Source organism: Agrobacterium sp. 22-214-1 (assembly GCF_053522465.1).
Genome location: NZ_JBNWCK010000003.1, coordinates 450,499 through 466,348, shown reverse-complemented (window position 1 = coordinate 466,348; position 15,850 = coordinate 450,499). Strand labels below are relative to the sequence as shown.

15 protein-coding genes are annotated in these 15,850 nt (G+C 61.2%); 8 read left to right on the top strand and 7 right to left on the bottom strand.

Translation table 11 applies throughout. The features are described 5' to 3' along the window. The first annotated feature begins 280 nt into the window (after positions 1-280). Positions 281-484: a DUF1059 domain-containing protein gene (locus tag ACQZ5G_RS15220; RefSeq protein WP_003522925.1), complete on the top strand. Its 204-nt coding sequence runs from the start codon at positions 281-283 to the stop codon at positions 482-484. A 235-nt stretch (positions 485-719) separates the two neighbouring features. On the opposite strand, the gene ACQZ5G_RS15215 is transcribed toward ACQZ5G_RS15220, so the two are convergent. The 4 genes from ACQZ5G_RS15215 to cysQ form a co-directional block, all read right to left on the bottom strand. Further along, entirely contained in the window at positions 720-1,001 is a 282-nt protein-coding gene (locus ACQZ5G_RS15215; protein ID WP_003522924.1) for a GNAT family N-acetyltransferase, read from the bottom strand. Positions 1,002-1,225: 224 nt separating this feature from the next. Next, positions 1,226-1,501, bottom strand: coding sequence for a CtrA inhibitor SciP (gene sciP, locus ACQZ5G_RS15210; RefSeq protein ID WP_003491799.1), 276 nt, complete (start codon positions 1,499-1,501; stop codon positions 1,226-1,228). Between the two features lie 191 nt (positions 1,502-1,692). Further along, entirely contained in the window at positions 1,693-2,733 is a 1,041-nt protein-coding gene (locus ACQZ5G_RS15205) for a DUF2793 domain-containing protein (RefSeq protein WP_448736453.1), read from the bottom strand. Positions 2,734-3,024: 291 nt separating this feature from the next. Then, positions 3,025-3,813, bottom strand: coding sequence for a 3'(2'),5'-bisphosphate nucleotidase CysQ (gene cysQ, locus ACQZ5G_RS15200; protein WP_065656759.1), 789 nt, complete (start codon positions 3,811-3,813; stop codon positions 3,025-3,027). Positions 3,814-4,147: 334 nt separating this feature from the next. Here cysQ and ACQZ5G_RS15195 point away from each other — a divergent pair, with 334 nt between their 5' ends. The 7 genes from ACQZ5G_RS15195 to ACQZ5G_RS15165 all read left to right on the top strand — a co-directional run bounded on the left by ACQZ5G_RS15195 (position 4,148) and on the right by ACQZ5G_RS15165 (position 10,673). Beyond that, entirely contained in the window at positions 4,148-5,050 is a 903-nt protein-coding gene (locus tag ACQZ5G_RS15195; protein ID WP_004430050.1) for a branched-chain amino acid ABC transporter permease, read from the top strand. Between the two features lie 49 nt (positions 5,051-5,099). Beyond that, positions 5,100-6,452 (top strand): high-affinity branched-chain amino acid ABC transporter permease LivM, encoded by a 1,353-nt coding sequence (livM, locus tag ACQZ5G_RS15190; RefSeq protein WP_371259707.1) that lies wholly within the window; start codon positions 5,100-5,102, stop codon positions 6,450-6,452. Then, a complete protein-coding gene (locus ACQZ5G_RS15185; protein WP_003522919.1) occupies positions 6,452-7,330 on the top strand; it encodes an ABC transporter ATP-binding protein in 879 nt (292 codons plus the stop codon). The genes livM and ACQZ5G_RS15185 overlap by 1 nt, the downstream gene beginning before the upstream one ends. After that, the gene (locus ACQZ5G_RS15180) at positions 7,330-8,058 is read left to right on the top strand and encodes an ABC transporter ATP-binding protein (RefSeq protein ID WP_003522918.1); all 729 of its coding nucleotides are present in this window, start codon (positions 7,330-7,332) and stop codon (positions 8,056-8,058) included. Before ACQZ5G_RS15185 ends, ACQZ5G_RS15180 begins: the two co-directional genes overlap by 1 nt. Positions 8,059-8,240: 182 nt before the next feature. Continuing rightward, a complete protein-coding gene (locus ACQZ5G_RS15175) occupies positions 8,241-8,594 on the top strand; it encodes a DUF6867 family protein (RefSeq protein WP_003522917.1) in 354 nt (117 codons plus the stop codon). 119 nt (positions 8,595-8,713) lie between these two features. Further along, entirely contained in the window at positions 8,714-9,832 is a 1,119-nt protein-coding gene (locus ACQZ5G_RS15170) for a branched-chain amino acid ABC transporter substrate-binding protein (RefSeq protein WP_003522916.1), read from the top strand. A gap of 124 nt (positions 9,833-9,956) precedes the next feature. Next, positions 9,957-10,673 carry a polysaccharide deacetylase family protein gene (locus ACQZ5G_RS15165; RefSeq protein ID WP_448736454.1) on the top strand — a complete coding sequence of 239 codons (717 nt, stop codon included), beginning with the start codon at positions 9,957-9,959 and terminating at the stop codon, positions 10,671-10,673. Between the two features lie 24 nt (positions 10,674-10,697). Here the strand turns inward: ACQZ5G_RS15165 and ACQZ5G_RS15160 are convergent, their stop codons facing one another. The 3 genes from ACQZ5G_RS15160 to ACQZ5G_RS15150 all read right to left on the bottom strand — a co-directional run bounded on the left by ACQZ5G_RS15160 (position 10,698) and on the right by ACQZ5G_RS15150 (position 15,823). Further along, complete coding sequence (locus ACQZ5G_RS15160) at positions 10,698-11,222, bottom strand: AAA family ATPase (protein ID WP_448736455.1); 525 nt, start codon at positions 11,220-11,222, stop codon at positions 10,698-10,700. 279 nt (positions 11,223-11,501) lie between these two features. Beyond that, positions 11,502-12,431: a response regulator gene (locus ACQZ5G_RS15155; protein WP_448736456.1), complete on the bottom strand. Its 930-nt coding sequence runs from the start codon at positions 12,429-12,431 to the stop codon at positions 11,502-11,504. Further along, the gene (locus ACQZ5G_RS15150; protein WP_448736457.1) at positions 12,428-15,823 is read right to left on the bottom strand and encodes a hybrid sensor histidine kinase/response regulator; all 3,396 of its coding nucleotides are present in this window, start codon (positions 15,821-15,823) and stop codon (positions 12,428-12,430) included. Before ACQZ5G_RS15150 ends, ACQZ5G_RS15155 begins: the two co-directional genes overlap by 4 nt. Positions 15,824-15,850 lie beyond the last annotated feature (27 nt).

Below are 15,850 nucleotides of genomic sequence, written 5' to 3'. Positions count from 1 at the left end.
GCGCAGGAATTTACGAAGATCGTCCTCATTGACGGCTGCCGGTGGATCAGGAGGCGGCTTTCAATGACGGGACGCCATGCATTTTTTCGAAAGGCCGCTCCTTAAGGGCGGCCTTTTGTTTTGCCGCGTCGCCGGTGTTTCCCGCCGGGACGGTCAGGCCTGATTTCGATTGTCCGGAGGTGGGGAAAGGCGTATTTTACGGAGGTTCCGACCGTGAGCCGGAGGCTTTTACGCGCACGCACCCCGTGCGGGTGCGGGCGGCACTTGCAGGGAGGAAAAAATGGCCCGCCAATATATCGATTGCCGCGAATTCCCCAGTGACAGCAGATGCACCGTCGCCATCTCCGCCGATTCTCCGGAGGAGCTTATGGAAGCGGCCGTGCAACACGCCGTGGCCGTGCATGGCGCAAAGGATACGCTCGAATTCCGTGAAGAAGTCCGCCGGAGCATGCATGCCGGGACGCCGCCATTGAAGGTGGCGTGATTGCTGGCACACCCGAATATCTCCGCCGTCATGCCGGTCCCCGGAACAAGCCCGAGGATGATCCGGCATCCAGTCGGCGCGCGTCTGCGCGACGAGAAGAGTCTTTTCAGCTCAATGACTTGAGCTTGCTGGACCCCGGCTCAAGGCCGGGGTGACGGCGTGTGGATGCTCCGTTTTGGCCAAAACATCCGTCGATACGTAGATAACTGACATAACGCTCGTTATGTCTGCCCATTTACCCCTGAATAACATCCGCCCATTCGGCATGGCGCAATGTCTGGGCCTTGAAGAACGGGCAGAGCGGAATGATTTTCCAGCCGCCCTTGCGGGCTTCATCGATCGCATGGGCGGCGAGCGCCTGGCCGACGCCTTTGCCGCGCAGCGCATCGGGCACGCCGGTATGGTCGATGATGATGAGGGAAGGGGAGGTGCGCGAATAGGTCATCTCCGCCTTGTGGCCGTCGATGGTCGCCGAATATTCGCCGTGCGATCCGGTTTCGGTTGTCTTGATGTCCATGATGAGCGCCTTCCGCATTGCTGTTCGTTGTCGCCACTGTACCGGCTTCAGCCTGAATTGAAACAGCGGGATAGCGAACGCAGCGGACACAAACCGGCGACAATCGCCGGCTTTGTCGGGCAGTTTTCAGGGGGAATCCGAAATCAGACCGAAAACCCCGTCGATAATCCGGCGGGGTGTTCTGGAAATTCGGTCTGGGCGCGTTTTCGCGCCGGCGCACTGTTTTAGTGGCGATATTGCTGAATGCGCGTGGTGCGCAGGCCGGCAAGGCCATGATCGGCAATCGAGGACTGCCAGGACAGGAATTCTTCGACGGTGAGCGTATAACGCTCGCAGGCTTCCTCGAGGCTCAACAGTCCACCGCGTACCGCTGCAACCACCTCCGCCTTTCTGCGAATGACCCAGCGACGGGTATTGGCAGGCGGAAGATCCGCGATCGTCAGAGGGCTGCCATCGGGGCCGATGACATATTTAACTCGTGGGCGTATCATTTCGGTCATTGGACACTCTATACAAACTCAAGACCATATGACGGGAACTCTATCCCGGTACCTTTAAAAATTGCCTAAGCAGCTCGTGACAATTTATTAAGAATTTGAACGGTTTCGCCTGATTTGTTCGAGTCGCCTTATTTTGCCGGGAAAAAATTTTTCCAAAAATCGCAATTTTTCTCTCTCATCGGTTGTTTCCGTCAGAGTGCCGCAAGCGAAAGGCACGTTTTCCCGCTGCCCTGGGTAAATTCCGCCGTTCCCTCATGCTGCAGCCGCAGGCGGTCGCCGGCGTCGAGGGAAAGGATGGAGGTTGCCGACTGCGACGTGCCTGACGTCGATGCATTGCCGGCGATGCCGAAGCCGGCCGCCGCGCCATTGATGAAAAGCGTCACCCGGTGGCCGGAAGAGGAAGCCACAGCGAGCGTCAGGGCCGCCAGATAAGGGCCCTTTGCCGGAACCACGAGTTCACGTCCGCCGCCGCTCACCGCATCGCCGAGCGCAAATCCGCCCTCGGCGATGGAGAGCACGGAAAAACCTGCCGCCGTGCCATTGGCGGGTTTCGTCGTGCCCGCCGGCAGGCCGGCAACGGCGAGCGGGCGGTTCGGCATCGAGACCCGGCCATCGCCGCTGCACAGAAGTGCGGTGTGCCATGAGGCGCCATCCTTGCTGGTCTTGATCGAAAACCCGTCAGTGCCGGCGAGTCCCATTTCCGCCCGGCCGCTCCAGCCGGACTGGAACAGCAGCGAGGCGGTATCGCCCTTGCCCGCCTTGTTGATCGTCATGCGGTGGCTGCCACCTTCTTCGGCATGGGTGAAGAGGCTGGCGGGGGAGGTGAGCGCCAGCCGGTTGGTGGCGTCGGCCTCCGTGCCGATGCCCAGCCTTTCCAGCCGCCCGGCGGCCGGCAGCGGCATGTCGCGCCAGTTGCCGTCGCGCAGGATGCGATATCTGCTTTCGGCCGCAAACCATGCCGTCCAGCCCGGCTGCGGCGCGATAGAGAGCCAGGCGCCATCCTGCCGGAAAGCGAGCCTGCCGCCCTTGCCGGCCCAGTCGCCCGCGGCATCGGCGGAGAGGAGGAAACAATCCCCTTCGGCAGCGTTATCGGGCGGCGCGGTGATGATGGCCTTGATGACCAGTTGCACGATCGCGTCCAGCCTTTGCAGGGCTTCGTTGTGGGTGACGTGTTTCTGTGCCTGAGAGGGGAGGATATAGGGAAGCCGAAGTCTCGCCGTCTGTTCCGTCATGATGTGCCTTCCGCGCTGCGGTGTTTCGTTGCGGGGCATTGTGGGGCGGTGGCGTGGGGTGGGGATGAGTGGGGATGGGATTATTTTTTGGGGGGCTTCGGCGTATGCCGCTTCACCCCCCTCTGCCCCGCCGGGCGTTGAGATGGGCGAAACCCGCCCGCGAGTCGATCTCCCCCCTTGAGGGGGAGATGCCCGGCAGGGCAGAGGGAGGTAAGCCGCATATGCCAAAGCTTACCGAGACAGAAATCCGATCCGCACGTCACAAGAGCCACAGCAAACGCCGAGCGCCCGCTACCCCGCGTGCTCCACTGCCATCGCCCCTTCGGCAATGAAATCCGGATTGGCCAGTGCATCCTCGCCATCGCCCCTCACCGCATATGCAAGCGGCCTGCCCTCGCAATCGAGCGTCCTGCCGCCGGCGGCGCGCAGCACGGCGTCGCCGGCCGCCGTGTCCCACATCATGGTGCGGCTAAAGCGGGGGTAAATATCGGCGGCGCCCTCGGCCAGCATGCAGAATTTCAGCGAGGAGCCGACGGAGATGCAGTCCTTCAGCCCGTGTTCGGCCACGAAGGCTTCCGTTTTCGCCGTGCAATGCGAGCGGCTGATCAGCGCCACGGGGGAAGCGCCGCGCTGGCGCGCGCGGATGGGGTGGCGCGACAGGATGGCGCCTTCGCCGGAAATGGCGAGCTTTTCGGCGGCATTGTCCTCGCCCGTCCATGCCTGCCCGCGGCAGGGGGCGTAAACCACGCCGGCCACCGGAACGCCGTTGCGGATGAGCGCGATGTTGACGGTGAAATCGTCCTTGCCGGAAATGAATTCCTTGGTGCCATCCAGCGGATCGACGAGGAAGAACTCCGCACCGGTTTCCGGCAGGATGCCGCTCGATACCGCCTCTTCGGCAACCACGGGGATATCGGGAAAATGGGCGGCCAGCGCCGCAAGAATGATCGCCTCGGCGCGCTGATCGGCCTCGGTCACCGGCGAGCAGTCGTCCTTATACGACACATGCGGGCCGGCACGGTGGACCGCCATGATGGCCTGCCCGGCGTCCAGCGCCGCTTTCGTCAATATGTCGATCATCTCTTTGCCAATTGATCCCGTCTGCGGGATATCGCCGTTCCGATCTTCGCTACTCCTTTGCCCGCTGCCCGTCAAATAATGGCGTCGGACAATGCTGAAATAAGCATCCAGCCGTCATTTTTTCAGCACTTCCTGCCAAAATCATGGCTCTTTTGACCGGGAAAGCGGCAGTCCATGTGGAAATTCCAAATTTTGTGCAGGATCGCCCGTTTTTGACTTCACATTTTTAACGAACACGATATGCATTTTGGGGGTGGGGGCCTGCCTGCAAGGGCGCTCCTATAATTAACATAACGAGGCGTGGCCCATTCGAGGTCGTGCCCGGGGGAAAGACATGGAGTATTTTATCCAGCAGCTCATCAACGGGCTGACTCTTGGATCGATCTACGGCCTCATCGCTATCGGCTATACGATGGTTTACGGCATCATCGGCATGATCAACTTCGCCCATGGCGATATTTTCATGCTCGGCGGCTTCGCCGCGCTGATCGTTTTCCTGATCGTGACATCCTTTGTCGCCGGCATTCCGGTGGCGCTTCTTCTGCTTCTGATGATGGTCGTCGCCATGCTGATGACCGGCCTGTGGAACTGGGTGATCGAACGCGTCGCCTATCGCCCGCTCAGAGGCTCCTTCCGTCTTGCACCGCTGATCACGGCCATCGGCATGTCGATCGCGCTGTCCAACTTCATCCAGGTGACGCAGGGTCCGCGCAACAAGCCGATCCCGTCGATGGTGACGGAAAGCTATCATTTCGGCGCCATTACCGTGTCGCTGAAGCAGCTGATCATCATGGTCGTTACCTCGGTGCTGCTCTTCGCCTTCTGGTATATCGTCAACAAGACCCCGCTCGGCCGGGCGCAGCGCGCCACCGAACAGGACCGCAAGATGGCGGCGCTGCTTGGCGTCGATGTCGACAAGACGATCTCCATCACCTTCATCATGGGTGCGGCGCTCGCCGCTGTCGCGGGCACCATGTATCTGATGTATTACGGCGTTGCCTCTTTCAGCGATGGCTTCATTCCCGGCGTCAAGGCGTTTACGGCGGCCGTTCTCGGCGGCATCGGCTCGCTTCCGGGCGCTGTTCTCGGTGGTCTCCTGATCGGCCTCATCGAATCGCTGTGGTCGGCCTATTTCTCCATCGCCTACAAGGATGTCGCGGCATTCGGCATCCTGGCTTTCGTGCTGATCTTCAAGCCGACCGGTATTCTCGGTCGTCCGGAAGTCGAGAAGGTGTGATCCCATGACCAATATCGCTTCCGACAACGCTGCTTCCAGCCCGAGCCTGATGGCGGCGGCTGTGAAGGAGGGCCTGATTGCGGGCCTCATCTCGTTCGGCATGTTCATTCTTTATGTCGGCATCGTCACCTATCAGGATATCAACAACCAGCTGATCTGGGGCACCCGCTGGGGGCTTCTGGCGGTCTTCGTCGGCATTGCCGCTGTCGGCCGTTTCCTCGTGGTCGGCTTCATCAAGCCGTCGCTCGATCGTCGCAAGCTGGCCAAGGCCAAGAGCGGCGTGCTGGAGATTTCCGAAGAGAAGGGCTTTTTCCACAAGCACTTCCTGAAGCTGGCGCTGGTCCTGCTGCTGCTTTATCCCGTTATCGCCGTGCAATTGTTCGGCTTTCAGGGTTCGCTGAAATTTGTCGACAATTTCGGCATCCAGATCCTGATCTATGTGATGCTGGCCTGGGGCCTCAACATCGTCGTCGGCCTCGCCGGCCTGCTCGATCTCGGTTACGTGGCCTTTTATGCGGTCGGCGCCTATTCCTATGCGCTGCTCTCCAGCCATTTCGGCCTGTCCTTCTGGGTGCTCCTGCCGGTCGCCGGCATTCTCGCGGGTTTCTGGGGCATCATTCTCGGTTTTCCGGTGCTTCGTCTTCGCGGCGACTATCTGGCAATCGTGACGCTCGCCTTCGGTGAAATCATCCGCCTCGTGCTTTTGAACTGGACGGATGTGACCAAGGGCACCTTCGGTATTTCGGGCATCGCCAAGGCGTCCGTCTTCGGCATCTGGTCCTTCGATGTCGGCGCGTCCAACAATTTCGCCAAGGCCTTCGGCCTGTCGATGTCATCGGCCTATTACAAGATCTTTCTGTTCTATGTGATCCTGCTGCTTTGCATGCTGACGGCCTATGTGACCATCCGCCTGCGCCGCATGCCAATCGGCCGTGCGTGGGAAGCGCTGCGCGAGGACGAGATCGCCTGCCGTTCGCTCGGCATCGATACCGTCATCACCAAGCTCACCGCCTTTGCGACGGGTGCGATGTTCGGCGGTTTCGCCGGCTCCTTCTTCGCCGCGCGCCAGGGTTTCGTTTCGCCGGAAAGCTTCGTGTTCCTCGAATCCGCCGTCATTCTCGCCATCGTCGTTCTTGGCGGCATGGGCTCGCTGACGGGTATCGCCATTGCGGCGCTGGTCATGGTCGGCGGCACCGAGCTTCTGCGCGAAATGGAGTTCCTGAAGCATGTCTTCGGGCCTGACTTCACGCCTGAACTTTACCGTATGCTGCTCTTCGGCCTTGCCATGGTCATCGTCATGCTGTTCAAGCCGCGCGGCTTCGTCGGCTCGCGTGAACCCACGGCCTTCCTCAAGGAACGCAAGGCCGTCTCCGGCAGCTTTACCAAGGAAGGTCACGGTTGATGGCTTCCGGAACGGCAACAATGACACCCAATACGACTGGCGATACGATCCTCAAGGTCGAACATCTCTCGATGCGCTTCGGCGGCCTGATGGCCATCAACGACTTCTCGTTCGAGGCGAAGCGCGGCGAGATCACGGCGTTGATCGGCCCCAACGGTGCGGGCAAGACCACGGTTTTCAACTGCATCACCGGCTTCTACAAGCCGACCATGGGCATGATTACCATGCGCCAGCAAAGCGGCGAGGCGCATCTTCTCGAGCGCCTGCCGGATTTCGAAATCACCAAGAAGGCCAAGGTGGCGCGCACCTTCCAGAACATCCGCCTGTTTTCGGGGCTGACGGTTCTGGAAAACCTGCTGGTGGCGCAGCACAATGCGCTGATGAAGGCCTCGGGTTACACGATCCTCGGTCTTCTCGGCCTGCCCGCTTACCGGCGGGCGGTGGATGCCTCTATCGAAAAGGCCAAATACTGGCTGGAAAAGGCCGATCTGATCGACCGCGCCGACGACCCGGCCGGCGACCTTCCCTATGGTGCGCAGCGCCGTCTGGAAATCGCCCGCGCCATGTGCACGGGGCCGGAGCTGCTGTGCCTCGACGAGCCGGCCGCCGGCCTCAACCCGAAGGAATCGCTGGCGCTCAACGCGCTCCTGCGCGGCATCCGCGACGAGGGCACATCGCTGCTCCTCATCGAGCACGACATGTCCGTGGTGATGCAGATTTCCGACCATGTGGTGGTTCTGGAATATGGCCAGAAGATTTCCGACGGCACGCCGGACCATGTGAAGAACGACCCGAAGGTCATCGCCGCCTATCTGGGTGTCGAGGATGATGAAGTGGAAGACGTGATTGCGGAAGAACTCGACGGAGGAGCGGCCTGATGTCCGGTGAACCGCTTCTGAAAGTCCAGGGTGTCGAAACCTATTATGGCAATATCCGTGCTCTGGCCGGTGTCGATGTCGAGGTCAAAAAGGGTGAGATCGTCAGTCTGATCGGCGCCAACGGCGCCGGCAAGTCGACGCTGATGATGACGATCTGCGGCAGCCCGCAGGCGCGTGCCGGCCAGGTGATCTTCGACGGCGAGGACATTACCCATCTGCCGACCCATCTGATCGCGCGCAAGCGCATTGCCCAGTCGCCCGAAGGCCGCCGGATTTTCCCGCGCATGACGGTGCTGGAAAACCTGCAGATGGGCGCCAATCTCGATAACCTGAAATATTTCAAGGAAGACGTCGAGAAGATCTTCGTGATGTTCCCGCGCCTGAAGGAGCGCCAGAGCCAGCGCGGCGGCACGCTTTCCGGCGGCGAGCAGCAGATGCTCTCCATCGGTCGCGCGCTGATGGCACGGCCGAAGCTCCTGCTGCTGGACGAGCCGTCGCTCGGTCTCGCACCCTTGATCGTCAAGGGCATTTTCGAGGCGATCAAGAAACTCAACCAGGAAGAGGGGCTGACTGTCTTCCTCGTGGAGCAGAACGCCTTTGCCGCGCTCAAGCTTTCCGACCGCGCTTATGTGATGGTCAACGGCAAGGTGACGATGAGCGGTTCGGGCAGGGAACTGCTCGCCGATCCGCAGGTGCGCGCCGCCTATCTCGAAGGCGGACGGCACTGAAAGATTTTACTTGCGCCGGAAATTTTGCGGCGCAAGACTGCAAACGGCGGCCTGTCGTCCTTTCGGCCAAACCTTAAGGAACCATGGCGGGGTGCAAACAATAAAATGCCCGGCGGGAAAACGACGGGACGACAGACAAGGCAGGGTCAGGGCGTTTCAGCCCGGCACTGATGGGGAAAGAGATGCAGGGCCTTTTTTTCGAAACGGATAACGGCGTGCGGTATGTTCTGCGCGCGCTGGTTGTTCTTCTGGGTTTCTGGACGGCATGGCGCACGGGCAAGTCCGTGGCCGATGGCTGGGGCGGTTATACGCGGGTGGTGATCTACACGCTCGCTCTGGGTGTGGTGATGCGGTTTCTGCATCACGCGCTGTTCAACGGGCCGTTCATCAACGGCTTCTATTACGTGTTTGACGTCGTTCTTCTTCTGGTTTTTTCCAGCGTCGGTTTCCGCACGCGCCGGACGAGCCAGATGGTCAATAACTACTATTGGCTTTACGACCGGACATCGGCATTTTCCTACAAGAAGAAAGATTGACAGGCGGATTTTTCCGGCTGCACAATGCTCGTCAGAGTGGAACAGTTTCCTGTTCAGTGAAGGTGGGTACTGAACAGGTCCTTGCAATCAACCCATCCAAAGGAACTGGGAGTAAAGTAATGAAGAAGTCTCTTCTTTCCGCTGTTGCGCTGACCGCCATGGTCGCGTTTGGCGGTTCGGCCTGGGCCGATGTCGTGATCGCTGTCGGCGCACCGCTGACCGGCCCGAACGCTGCTTTCGGCGCTCAGATCCAGAAGGGTGCCGAACAGGCCGCGAAAGACATCAATGCCGCCGGCGGTATCAATGGCGAGCAGATCAAGATCGTGCTGGGCGACGACGTATCCGACCCCAAGCAGGGTATTTCGGTTGCCAACAAGTTCGTCGCTGACGGCGTGAAATTCGTTGTCGGTCACTTCAACTCCGGCGTTTCCATTCCGGCTTCTGAAGTTTACGCCGAAAACGGCATTCTCGAAATCACACCCGCCGCAACCAACCCGGTCTTCACCGAGCGCGGCCTGTGGAACACGTTCCGTACCTGCGGCCGTGACGACCAGCAGGGCGGCATTGCCGGCAAGTACCTGGCCGATCATTTCAAGGACGCCAAGGTCGCCATCATTCACGACAAGACGCCTTACGGTCAGGGCCTTGCAGATGAAACCAAGAAGGCTGCCAATGCGGCTGGCGTGACGGAAGTCATGTATGAAGGCGTCAACGTCGGCGACAAGGACTTCTCCGCGCTGATCTCCAAGATGAAGGAAGCCGGCGTTTCCATCATCTACTGGGGCGGCCTGCACACTGAAGCCGGCCTCATCATCCGCCAGGCGGCTGACCAGGGCCTGAAGGCCAAGCTCGTTTCGGGCGACGGTATCGTCTCGAACGAACTTGCTTCCATCGCCGGCGACGCCGTCGAAGGCACGCTCAACACCTTCGGCCCCGATCCGACGCTGCGCCCGGAAAACAAGGAACTGGTAGAGAAGTTCAAGGCTGCCGGCTTCAACCCGGAAGCCTACACGCTCTACTCCTATGCCGCGATGCAGGCGATTGCCGGTGCGGCGAAGGCCGCCGGTTCCGTGGAGCCGGAAAAGGTTGCCGAGGCCCTGAAGTCCGGCACCTTCCCGACCGCGCTCGGCGAGATCTCCTTCGACGAGAAGGGCGACCCGAAGCTTCCCGGCTACGTCATGTACGAATGGAAGAAGGGTCCGGACGGCAAGTTCACCTACATCCAGCAGGGCAGCTAAGCCCTTCTGCGACACCCTCTCGAAGCCCGGCAGCGATGCCGGGCTTTTTGTTTGCGGTCTCGGCCACACTAGGGACAACAAGGCAGGAAACTAATCCTCTCGGGAACTGCAATGAGGGATGGCAATGACGACAAAGCGAGCCGTGTCGCTCTTCCTTGTTCTCGCCGTGCTGGCGACAGCGCTCGTCGGCCTGCATTTCTTCAGCAAATCCCGGACGACGCAATTATTCGGCGGCATCATCGCAAGGGTCGAAACAACAAGGCCGATGGTGGCGCTGACTTTCGACGACGGGCCGTCGGTGCGTTTCACGCCTGATGTTTTGGCGATCCTGAGGGAGCGCGGGGTAAAAGCGACTTTCTTTTTGACCGGTCAGGAGACCGAAGAGACTCTACCGCAGGCGCGAATGATCGTCAGCGACGGGCATCAGATCGGCAACCATAGTTACACGCATTCCAACATGATGCTGATGGGGCCGGCGCGGATCGGGCAAGAGATCGAGCGCACCGATGCGGCCATTCGGGCTGCGGGTTACGAAGGCGAGATCATGTTTCGCCCGCCCTATGGCAAGAAGCTGCTCACCTTGCCCTGGTATCTTTCCCGGCATGACCGGAAAACCATCATGTGGGATGTCGAACCGGAATCCTTTCCCGATGTCGCCGAGGATGCGGCCGCCTTCGCCAGGCACGTCATCGAGCGGACCGGAAACGGCTCCGTAATCATCATGCACGTCATGTATCGAAGCCGCGAGATATCCAGGCACGCTTTGCCCTTGATCATCGACGGTCTGCGTCAACGCGGGTTTGAGTTTGTCACCGTCTCGCAATTGCTCGAAAACCGCTGAAGCCCATTCTCTTGCCAGAGCGCCTCAGTCGATTCGCGTCAGAATAAAGTCCGCGCGTTCCCCTATGCCGGATTTCGGAAGCACGGAAATATCGTAACCAAGCTCGTCATAGTCGCGGAGCAAACGCTCATATTCCTCGACCGCCGCATCGAAGCCATGCTTGCGCTCGCTGTCGCCCCTGTAGATTTCCGGCCATGGCGGGGTGAGGAAGACCAGACGATTATAGCGGTGTGCAGCCACCAGCGTCTCGATGAAGGCATCGCCATTTATATGGCGAAGCGCGGAGGCGGCGTCGATCAGACCGCGATCGAAGAAGACCGGGCCTTCCGGCGGGGCCTTTTGCCGGTCTTCGAGCGCCATGGCGATGGCGCGGCGGGCGAAGGCTTCGATGTCGATCCACGGAAGGGCCGTGCCGCCCTTGCGGGTTTCTTCAATGACGATGCGGCGGCCGGGTTCTTCCACGGTGGCGAAACCGCGTCGGGCAAGCTCGGCGAGAAGCGTGGATTTTCCGCCGCCGGAGCAGCCGGAAAGGATGATGAAACGGTCCATGGGAACGTCCTTCTTGTTGGGGGATGCGAGGCATGTATGGGGGAATGGGGTGCGGCGTCGCCGCCTGTTTCTTCTCCCCGAGGGGGAGAAGGTGGCCCGAAGGGTCGGATGAGGGGGCAACGTTGCCGGATATCGCTACCCTTGCCCCCTCATCCCGCTGCCGCGGACTTCTCCCCCTCGGGGAGAAGAAACGAGGGGCCGCCGCTCGACCAATGAGCGGACGCTGCGCTCAAGCAGAAAATATATGTTGGCCGAACCTTACCACACTCAGCGCTGTCGTCACTCCTGATGCAATATATGTGCCGCCTTCACGGCCGCCGATGCCCGGTTTTCCACCCCGAGCTTCACATAGATCTGCTCCAGATGCTTGTTCACGGTTCTTGCGGAAAGGCCGAGGATATCGCCGATATCGCGGTTGGACTTGCCCCTGGCGATCCACAGCAGCACTTCCGATTCCCGGGCGGTGAGGGAAAAATGCTCGCGCAGCAGGTGGTCGCCGGATTTCTCATTGGCGGCGGTGAGGCGGAAGAGGAATTCATCCGGCCCCATGGCGCCGAGGAAGGACAATTGCAGGGCGGGCCGCCCGGCCTCGGTGATCGTCAGCGGCACGTCGCGGCCGGTTTCCGCCGCCGCCCGTTCTGCGAGCCAGCGGCCGATATGGCTGGTGACGATTTCCATGCCGTCGTCGCGGCCGGTGGCGGCGTTGACCAGCCGCGTCGCCTGCGGCGTCGACCAGTGGATGGCGCCATTGGCGCGCACGGCGAGCAGGTGGCGGCCGGCGGCGTCGAGCGCGACGCGGGCGCTTTGCGCCGAGCGGGCATTGGAGAGATGGACGCGGATGCGGGCGCGCAGCTCGTCGATGTTGATCGGCTTGGTCAGATAATCGACACCGCCGGCTTCGAGCGCCCGCACCACATGTTCGGTTTCGGTCAGCCCGGTCATGAAGATGACGGGCACCTGCGCCACCGCAGCATTGGCCTTCAGGCGGCGGCAGGTCTCGAAACCGTCCATGGCCGGCATGACGGCGTCGAGCAGGATGATATCGGGCGTGATGCGTTCGGCAATGTTGAGCGCGGCCTGTCCCGAGGTGGCGATGAGGGCGGAAAAGCCTGACTGTTCCAGCGCATCGGTGAGGAACCCGAGCGCTTCCGGGCTGTCATCCACCAGCAATACGATGTCTCTCGGGGCCGCCGCCGCCTGACCGCTCATGCCTTGCCGTCTCCCGTGTCTCTATCCGCAAACCGTTTGAGAAAATGCGCGTAACCGGCCAGATCGAAGGCCTGCACATAGGTGCCGAGCTCCTGCGTGAAGGGCAGGTTTTCCGTGTTGCGGGCAAGATCGGCGAGTTTCGCCTCGATGCCGCGTATGTAGCCTATTTCGCCGAGCCGCTGCAAATCCTGAATGTGAATTGCGCCGGGATGGACGATCTGCGCCACGGGCGGCGGCGATGGCGGAGGCGGCATATCCGCCTCGTAGATCCATTTCAGGCCGAGATGTACGGCAAGCCTGTCGCAAAGCTGGCGGATATCGACAGGCTTGGCGATGGCGTCATTGTGGTTGTCTTCTCCAGCACCCGCCACTGTCCCGTCACCGATATTGGCCGAGAGCATGATGAGCGGGGCGGTCTGGCCGGCTTCACGCAGTTTCGTCACAAGCTGCCAGCCGGTCATGCCGGGCATGGAAATATCGATGAGGAAGAGGTCCGGCTTCACGCCTTCGATGAGCGTCAGGCATTCCGGCCCGCTTTGCGCCGTCAGCACCACGAAATCCAGCGGCGAGAGCACCTGCCGCATCAGCTCGCGATGATCCTCATTATCATCGACCACGACGATGGTGCGGCGCGGGCCGGAATAGGAGCGGATGGTCTTTTCCGCCGCCGGCGCCGTGCTTGGCCGGTGCACGGCAGAGAGCATGAGGCGCACGCGGAAGGTGGAGCCTTCATCCTTTGCGCTGGAAACGGAAATTTCGCCGCCGAGCGTATTGGTGAGGAGCCTTGTGATGGTCAGGCCGAGGCCGAGGCCCGGCATGGGGCGCACGCTGTCTGCCTCGCCGCGCTGGAATGGTTCGTAGATGCGGGCGAGGTCTTTTTCGGCAATGCCGCGGCCGGTATCGGAGACGGTGAAACTCGCCACCTGGCTGCGATAACCGACATCGAAGGTGACGGCGCCCTCGTCGGTGAATTTGATGGCGTTGGAGAGCAGGTTGACGAGGATCTGGCGCAGCCGCTTTTCATCGGTGCGGACATATTGCGGCAGGGCCCGCGACCGGTCATGGCGGAACTCCAGCCCCTTGGCCTGCGCCTGCGGGCGGAACATGTCGACGATCTGGTCGAGGAAATCCTGAATATTGATCTCGTTGGAATAGACCTGCAGACGGCCGGCCTCGATCTTGGAAATATCGAGAAGCCCGTCGATCAGGCCGGACAGGTGATCGGCCGAGCGGCGAATGACCTTGATGGCCGATTGCCGGGGCGGGGGAATGGTGTCGTCGCGCTCGAGAATCTGGGCATAACCCAGGACGGCATTGAGCGGCGTACGCAATTCATGGCTGAGGCCCACCACATAACGGCTCTTGGCGCGGTTGGCGGCCTCGGCCGTTTCCTTGGCGTCCTGAAGCGCGGCGTCGGTCTTCTTGTGGGCGGCGATTTCCTTCAGCAGCAACGTGTTCTGACGCGAGGATTCTTCTTCCGCCACCACGCGGCTGTCATGGGCAAGCACGAGGAACCAGCAGACGATGCCGGCAATGACGGCGAAGACAAAAAATACGATGAGGATGGTGCGGTTCACCACATCGGCCGTTTCCGGCGAGGCGGTGCCGACCTGATGGGCGATCATCGCGAGAATGCCGCCGATGGCGGTGACGGCAATCGCCGCCGCCATGCCGTAGCGTCCGAGCCGGGTGGCGAGTTTGGCCACCAGTTGATCCGGCAGGAAGGATTTCGCGACGGTGGCGACCTGATAGTTCAGCTTGGCCTTCGGCTTGCACATGTCGTGGCAGCGGCTGTCCAGCGAGCAGCAGAGCGAACAGATCGGCGCGGCATAGGCCGGACACCAGGCCATGTCTTCCGGCTCGAAAGGGTGCTCGCAGATGGAGCAGGTGATGCTGCTTTCTTCGCGCCATTTCTGGCGCGGCTTGCGGGCGAGGTAGAATTTGCCCTTCGTGCCCCATGCAATCAGCGGCGAGGCGATGAAGGCGACGATGAGCGTCAGATAGGGCGCGAGCGAGGCGGCGAGCGGGCCGAAGGCGCCGAAATGCGCCATCAGCGCGATGGTGGCCGAAAGCGCCATGGAGCCGACGCCGACCGGGTTGATGTCGTAAAGATGGGCGCGCTTGAATTCGATGCCGGGCGGGGCAAGGCCGAGCGGCTTGTTGATGAAGAGATCGGCGGAGATGGTGCAGAGCCACGCCATGGCGATGATGGAAAAGATGCCGAGCGTTTCTTCCAGCAGCCGGTAAATGCCGAGCTCCATCAGAAGCAGCGCGATCGCCACGTTGAAGACCAGCCAGACGACGCGGCCGGGGTGGCTGTGGGTGAGACGTGAGAAGAAATTTGACCATGCGAGCGAACCCGCATAGGCGTTCATGACGTTGATCTTCAGCTGCGAGACAACCACGAAGGCGACCATCAGCAGCATGGCGGCCGTCTCGTTGGGGATCATGTAACCGAAGGCGGTGAGATACATCTGCGCCGGATCGGCGGCGCGATCCACCGAGACGCCGGAACTGAAGGTGAGCACCACGAGGAAGGAGCCGGCGAGCAGCTTCGGCACGCCGACGACGACCCAGCCGGAGCCCGCCAGGAAAACCGCAATGCGGTGGCGCAGGCGGCTTTGCCCTTCGGCCGGCAGGAAGCGCAGGAAGTCCACCTGTTCGCCGATCTGCGACATCAGCGCCAGAATGACGGCGGAGGCGGCGCCGAATTCCACGAGGTTGAAATCCGCGACCGTTCCCGGCGGCCCCGAGGCGTGATGAATGCCGGCAAAGGCGCGCCAGAGATCGTATTTTTCCCAGTCCAACAAAGCGATGAACACGAAAGGCAGGACGTTGAGGATGATCCAGAAGGGCTGGGTGATGATCTGGAAACGGCTGATGAGCCGCACGCCATGGGTGACGAGCGGAATGACCATGACGGCGGAGATGATGTAGCCGATCCAGAGCGGAATGCCGAGCGCCAGTTCAAGCGCGCCGGACATGATCGACGCTTCGATGGCGAAGAGCATGAAGGTGAAGGCGGCATAGATCAGCGAGGTGATGGTGGAGCCGATATAACCGAAGCTCGCGCCGCGCGTCAGAAGATCAATATCGACACCGTGGCGGATGGCGTAACGGCTGATCGGCAGGCCGACGGCCAGCATGGCAATGGCGGCGACGAGGATGGCGTAAAAGGCGTTGGTGGTGCCATAGGAGAGCGTGATAGCCCCGCCGATGGCTTCCAGCGCCAGAAAGGAAATCGCGCCGATGGCGGTGTGGGAAATGCGGTTGGAGGAAAATTGCCGGGCGCTCTTGGCGGTGAAGCGCAGCGCATAATCTTCCAGCGTCTGGTTGGCGACCCAGCGGTTATATTCGCGCCTGACGGGGATGATGCGTTGCCGTGCGGCCATACCTATCGAGCGCCTTTCCGCAACGGG

Bases quoted from the DNA above. Each gene is read 5' to 3' on its own strand.
- ACQZ5G_RS15170 (WP_003522916.1), top strand. From the start codon at position 8,714: ATGAAGAAGTCTCTTCTTTCCGCTGTTGCGCTGACCGCCATGGTCGCG.
- ACQZ5G_RS15215 (WP_003522924.1), bottom strand. From the start codon at position 1,001: ATGGACATCAAGACAACCGAAACCGGATCGCACGGCGAATATTCGGCG.
- sciP (WP_003491799.1), bottom strand. From the start codon at position 1,501: ATGACCGAAATGATACGCCCACGAGTTAAATATGTCATCGGCCCCGAT.
- ACQZ5G_RS15165 (WP_448736454.1), top strand. From the start codon at position 9,957: ATGACGACAAAGCGAGCCGTGTCGCTCTTCCTTGTTCTCGCCGTGCTG.
- ACQZ5G_RS15150 (WP_448736457.1), bottom strand. From the start codon at position 15,823: ATGGCCGCACGGCAACGCATCATCCCCGTCAGGCGCGAATATAACCGC.
- ACQZ5G_RS15155 (WP_448736456.1), bottom strand. From the start codon at position 12,431: ATGAGCGGTCAGGCGGCGGCGGCCCCGAGAGACATCGTATTGCTGGTG.
- ACQZ5G_RS15195 (WP_004430050.1), top strand. From the start codon at position 4,148: ATGGAGTATTTTATCCAGCAGCTCATCAACGGGCTGACTCTTGGATCG.
- ACQZ5G_RS15160 (WP_448736455.1), bottom strand. From the start codon at position 11,222: ATGGACCGTTTCATCATCCTTTCCGGCTGCTCCGGCGGCGGAAAATCC.
- ACQZ5G_RS15175 (WP_003522917.1), top strand. From the start codon at position 8,241: ATGCAGGGCCTTTTTTTCGAAACGGATAACGGCGTGCGGTATGTTCTG.
- cysQ (WP_065656759.1), bottom strand. From the start codon at position 3,813: ATGATCGACATATTGACGAAAGCGGCGCTGGACGCCGGGCAGGCCATC.
- livM (WP_371259707.1), top strand. From the start codon at position 5,100: ATGGCGGCGGCTGTGAAGGAGGGCCTGATTGCGGGCCTCATCTCGTTC.
- ACQZ5G_RS15185 (WP_003522919.1), top strand. From the start codon at position 6,452: ATGGCTTCCGGAACGGCAACAATGACACCCAATACGACTGGCGATACG.
- ACQZ5G_RS15220 (WP_003522925.1), top strand. From the start codon at position 281: ATGGCCCGCCAATATATCGATTGCCGCGAATTCCCCAGTGACAGCAGA.
- ACQZ5G_RS15205 (WP_448736453.1), bottom strand. From the start codon at position 2,733: ATGACGGAACAGACGGCGAGACTTCGGCTTCCCTATATCCTCCCCTCT.
- ACQZ5G_RS15180 (WP_003522918.1), top strand. From the start codon at position 7,330: ATGTCCGGTGAACCGCTTCTGAAAGTCCAGGGTGTCGAAACCTATTAT.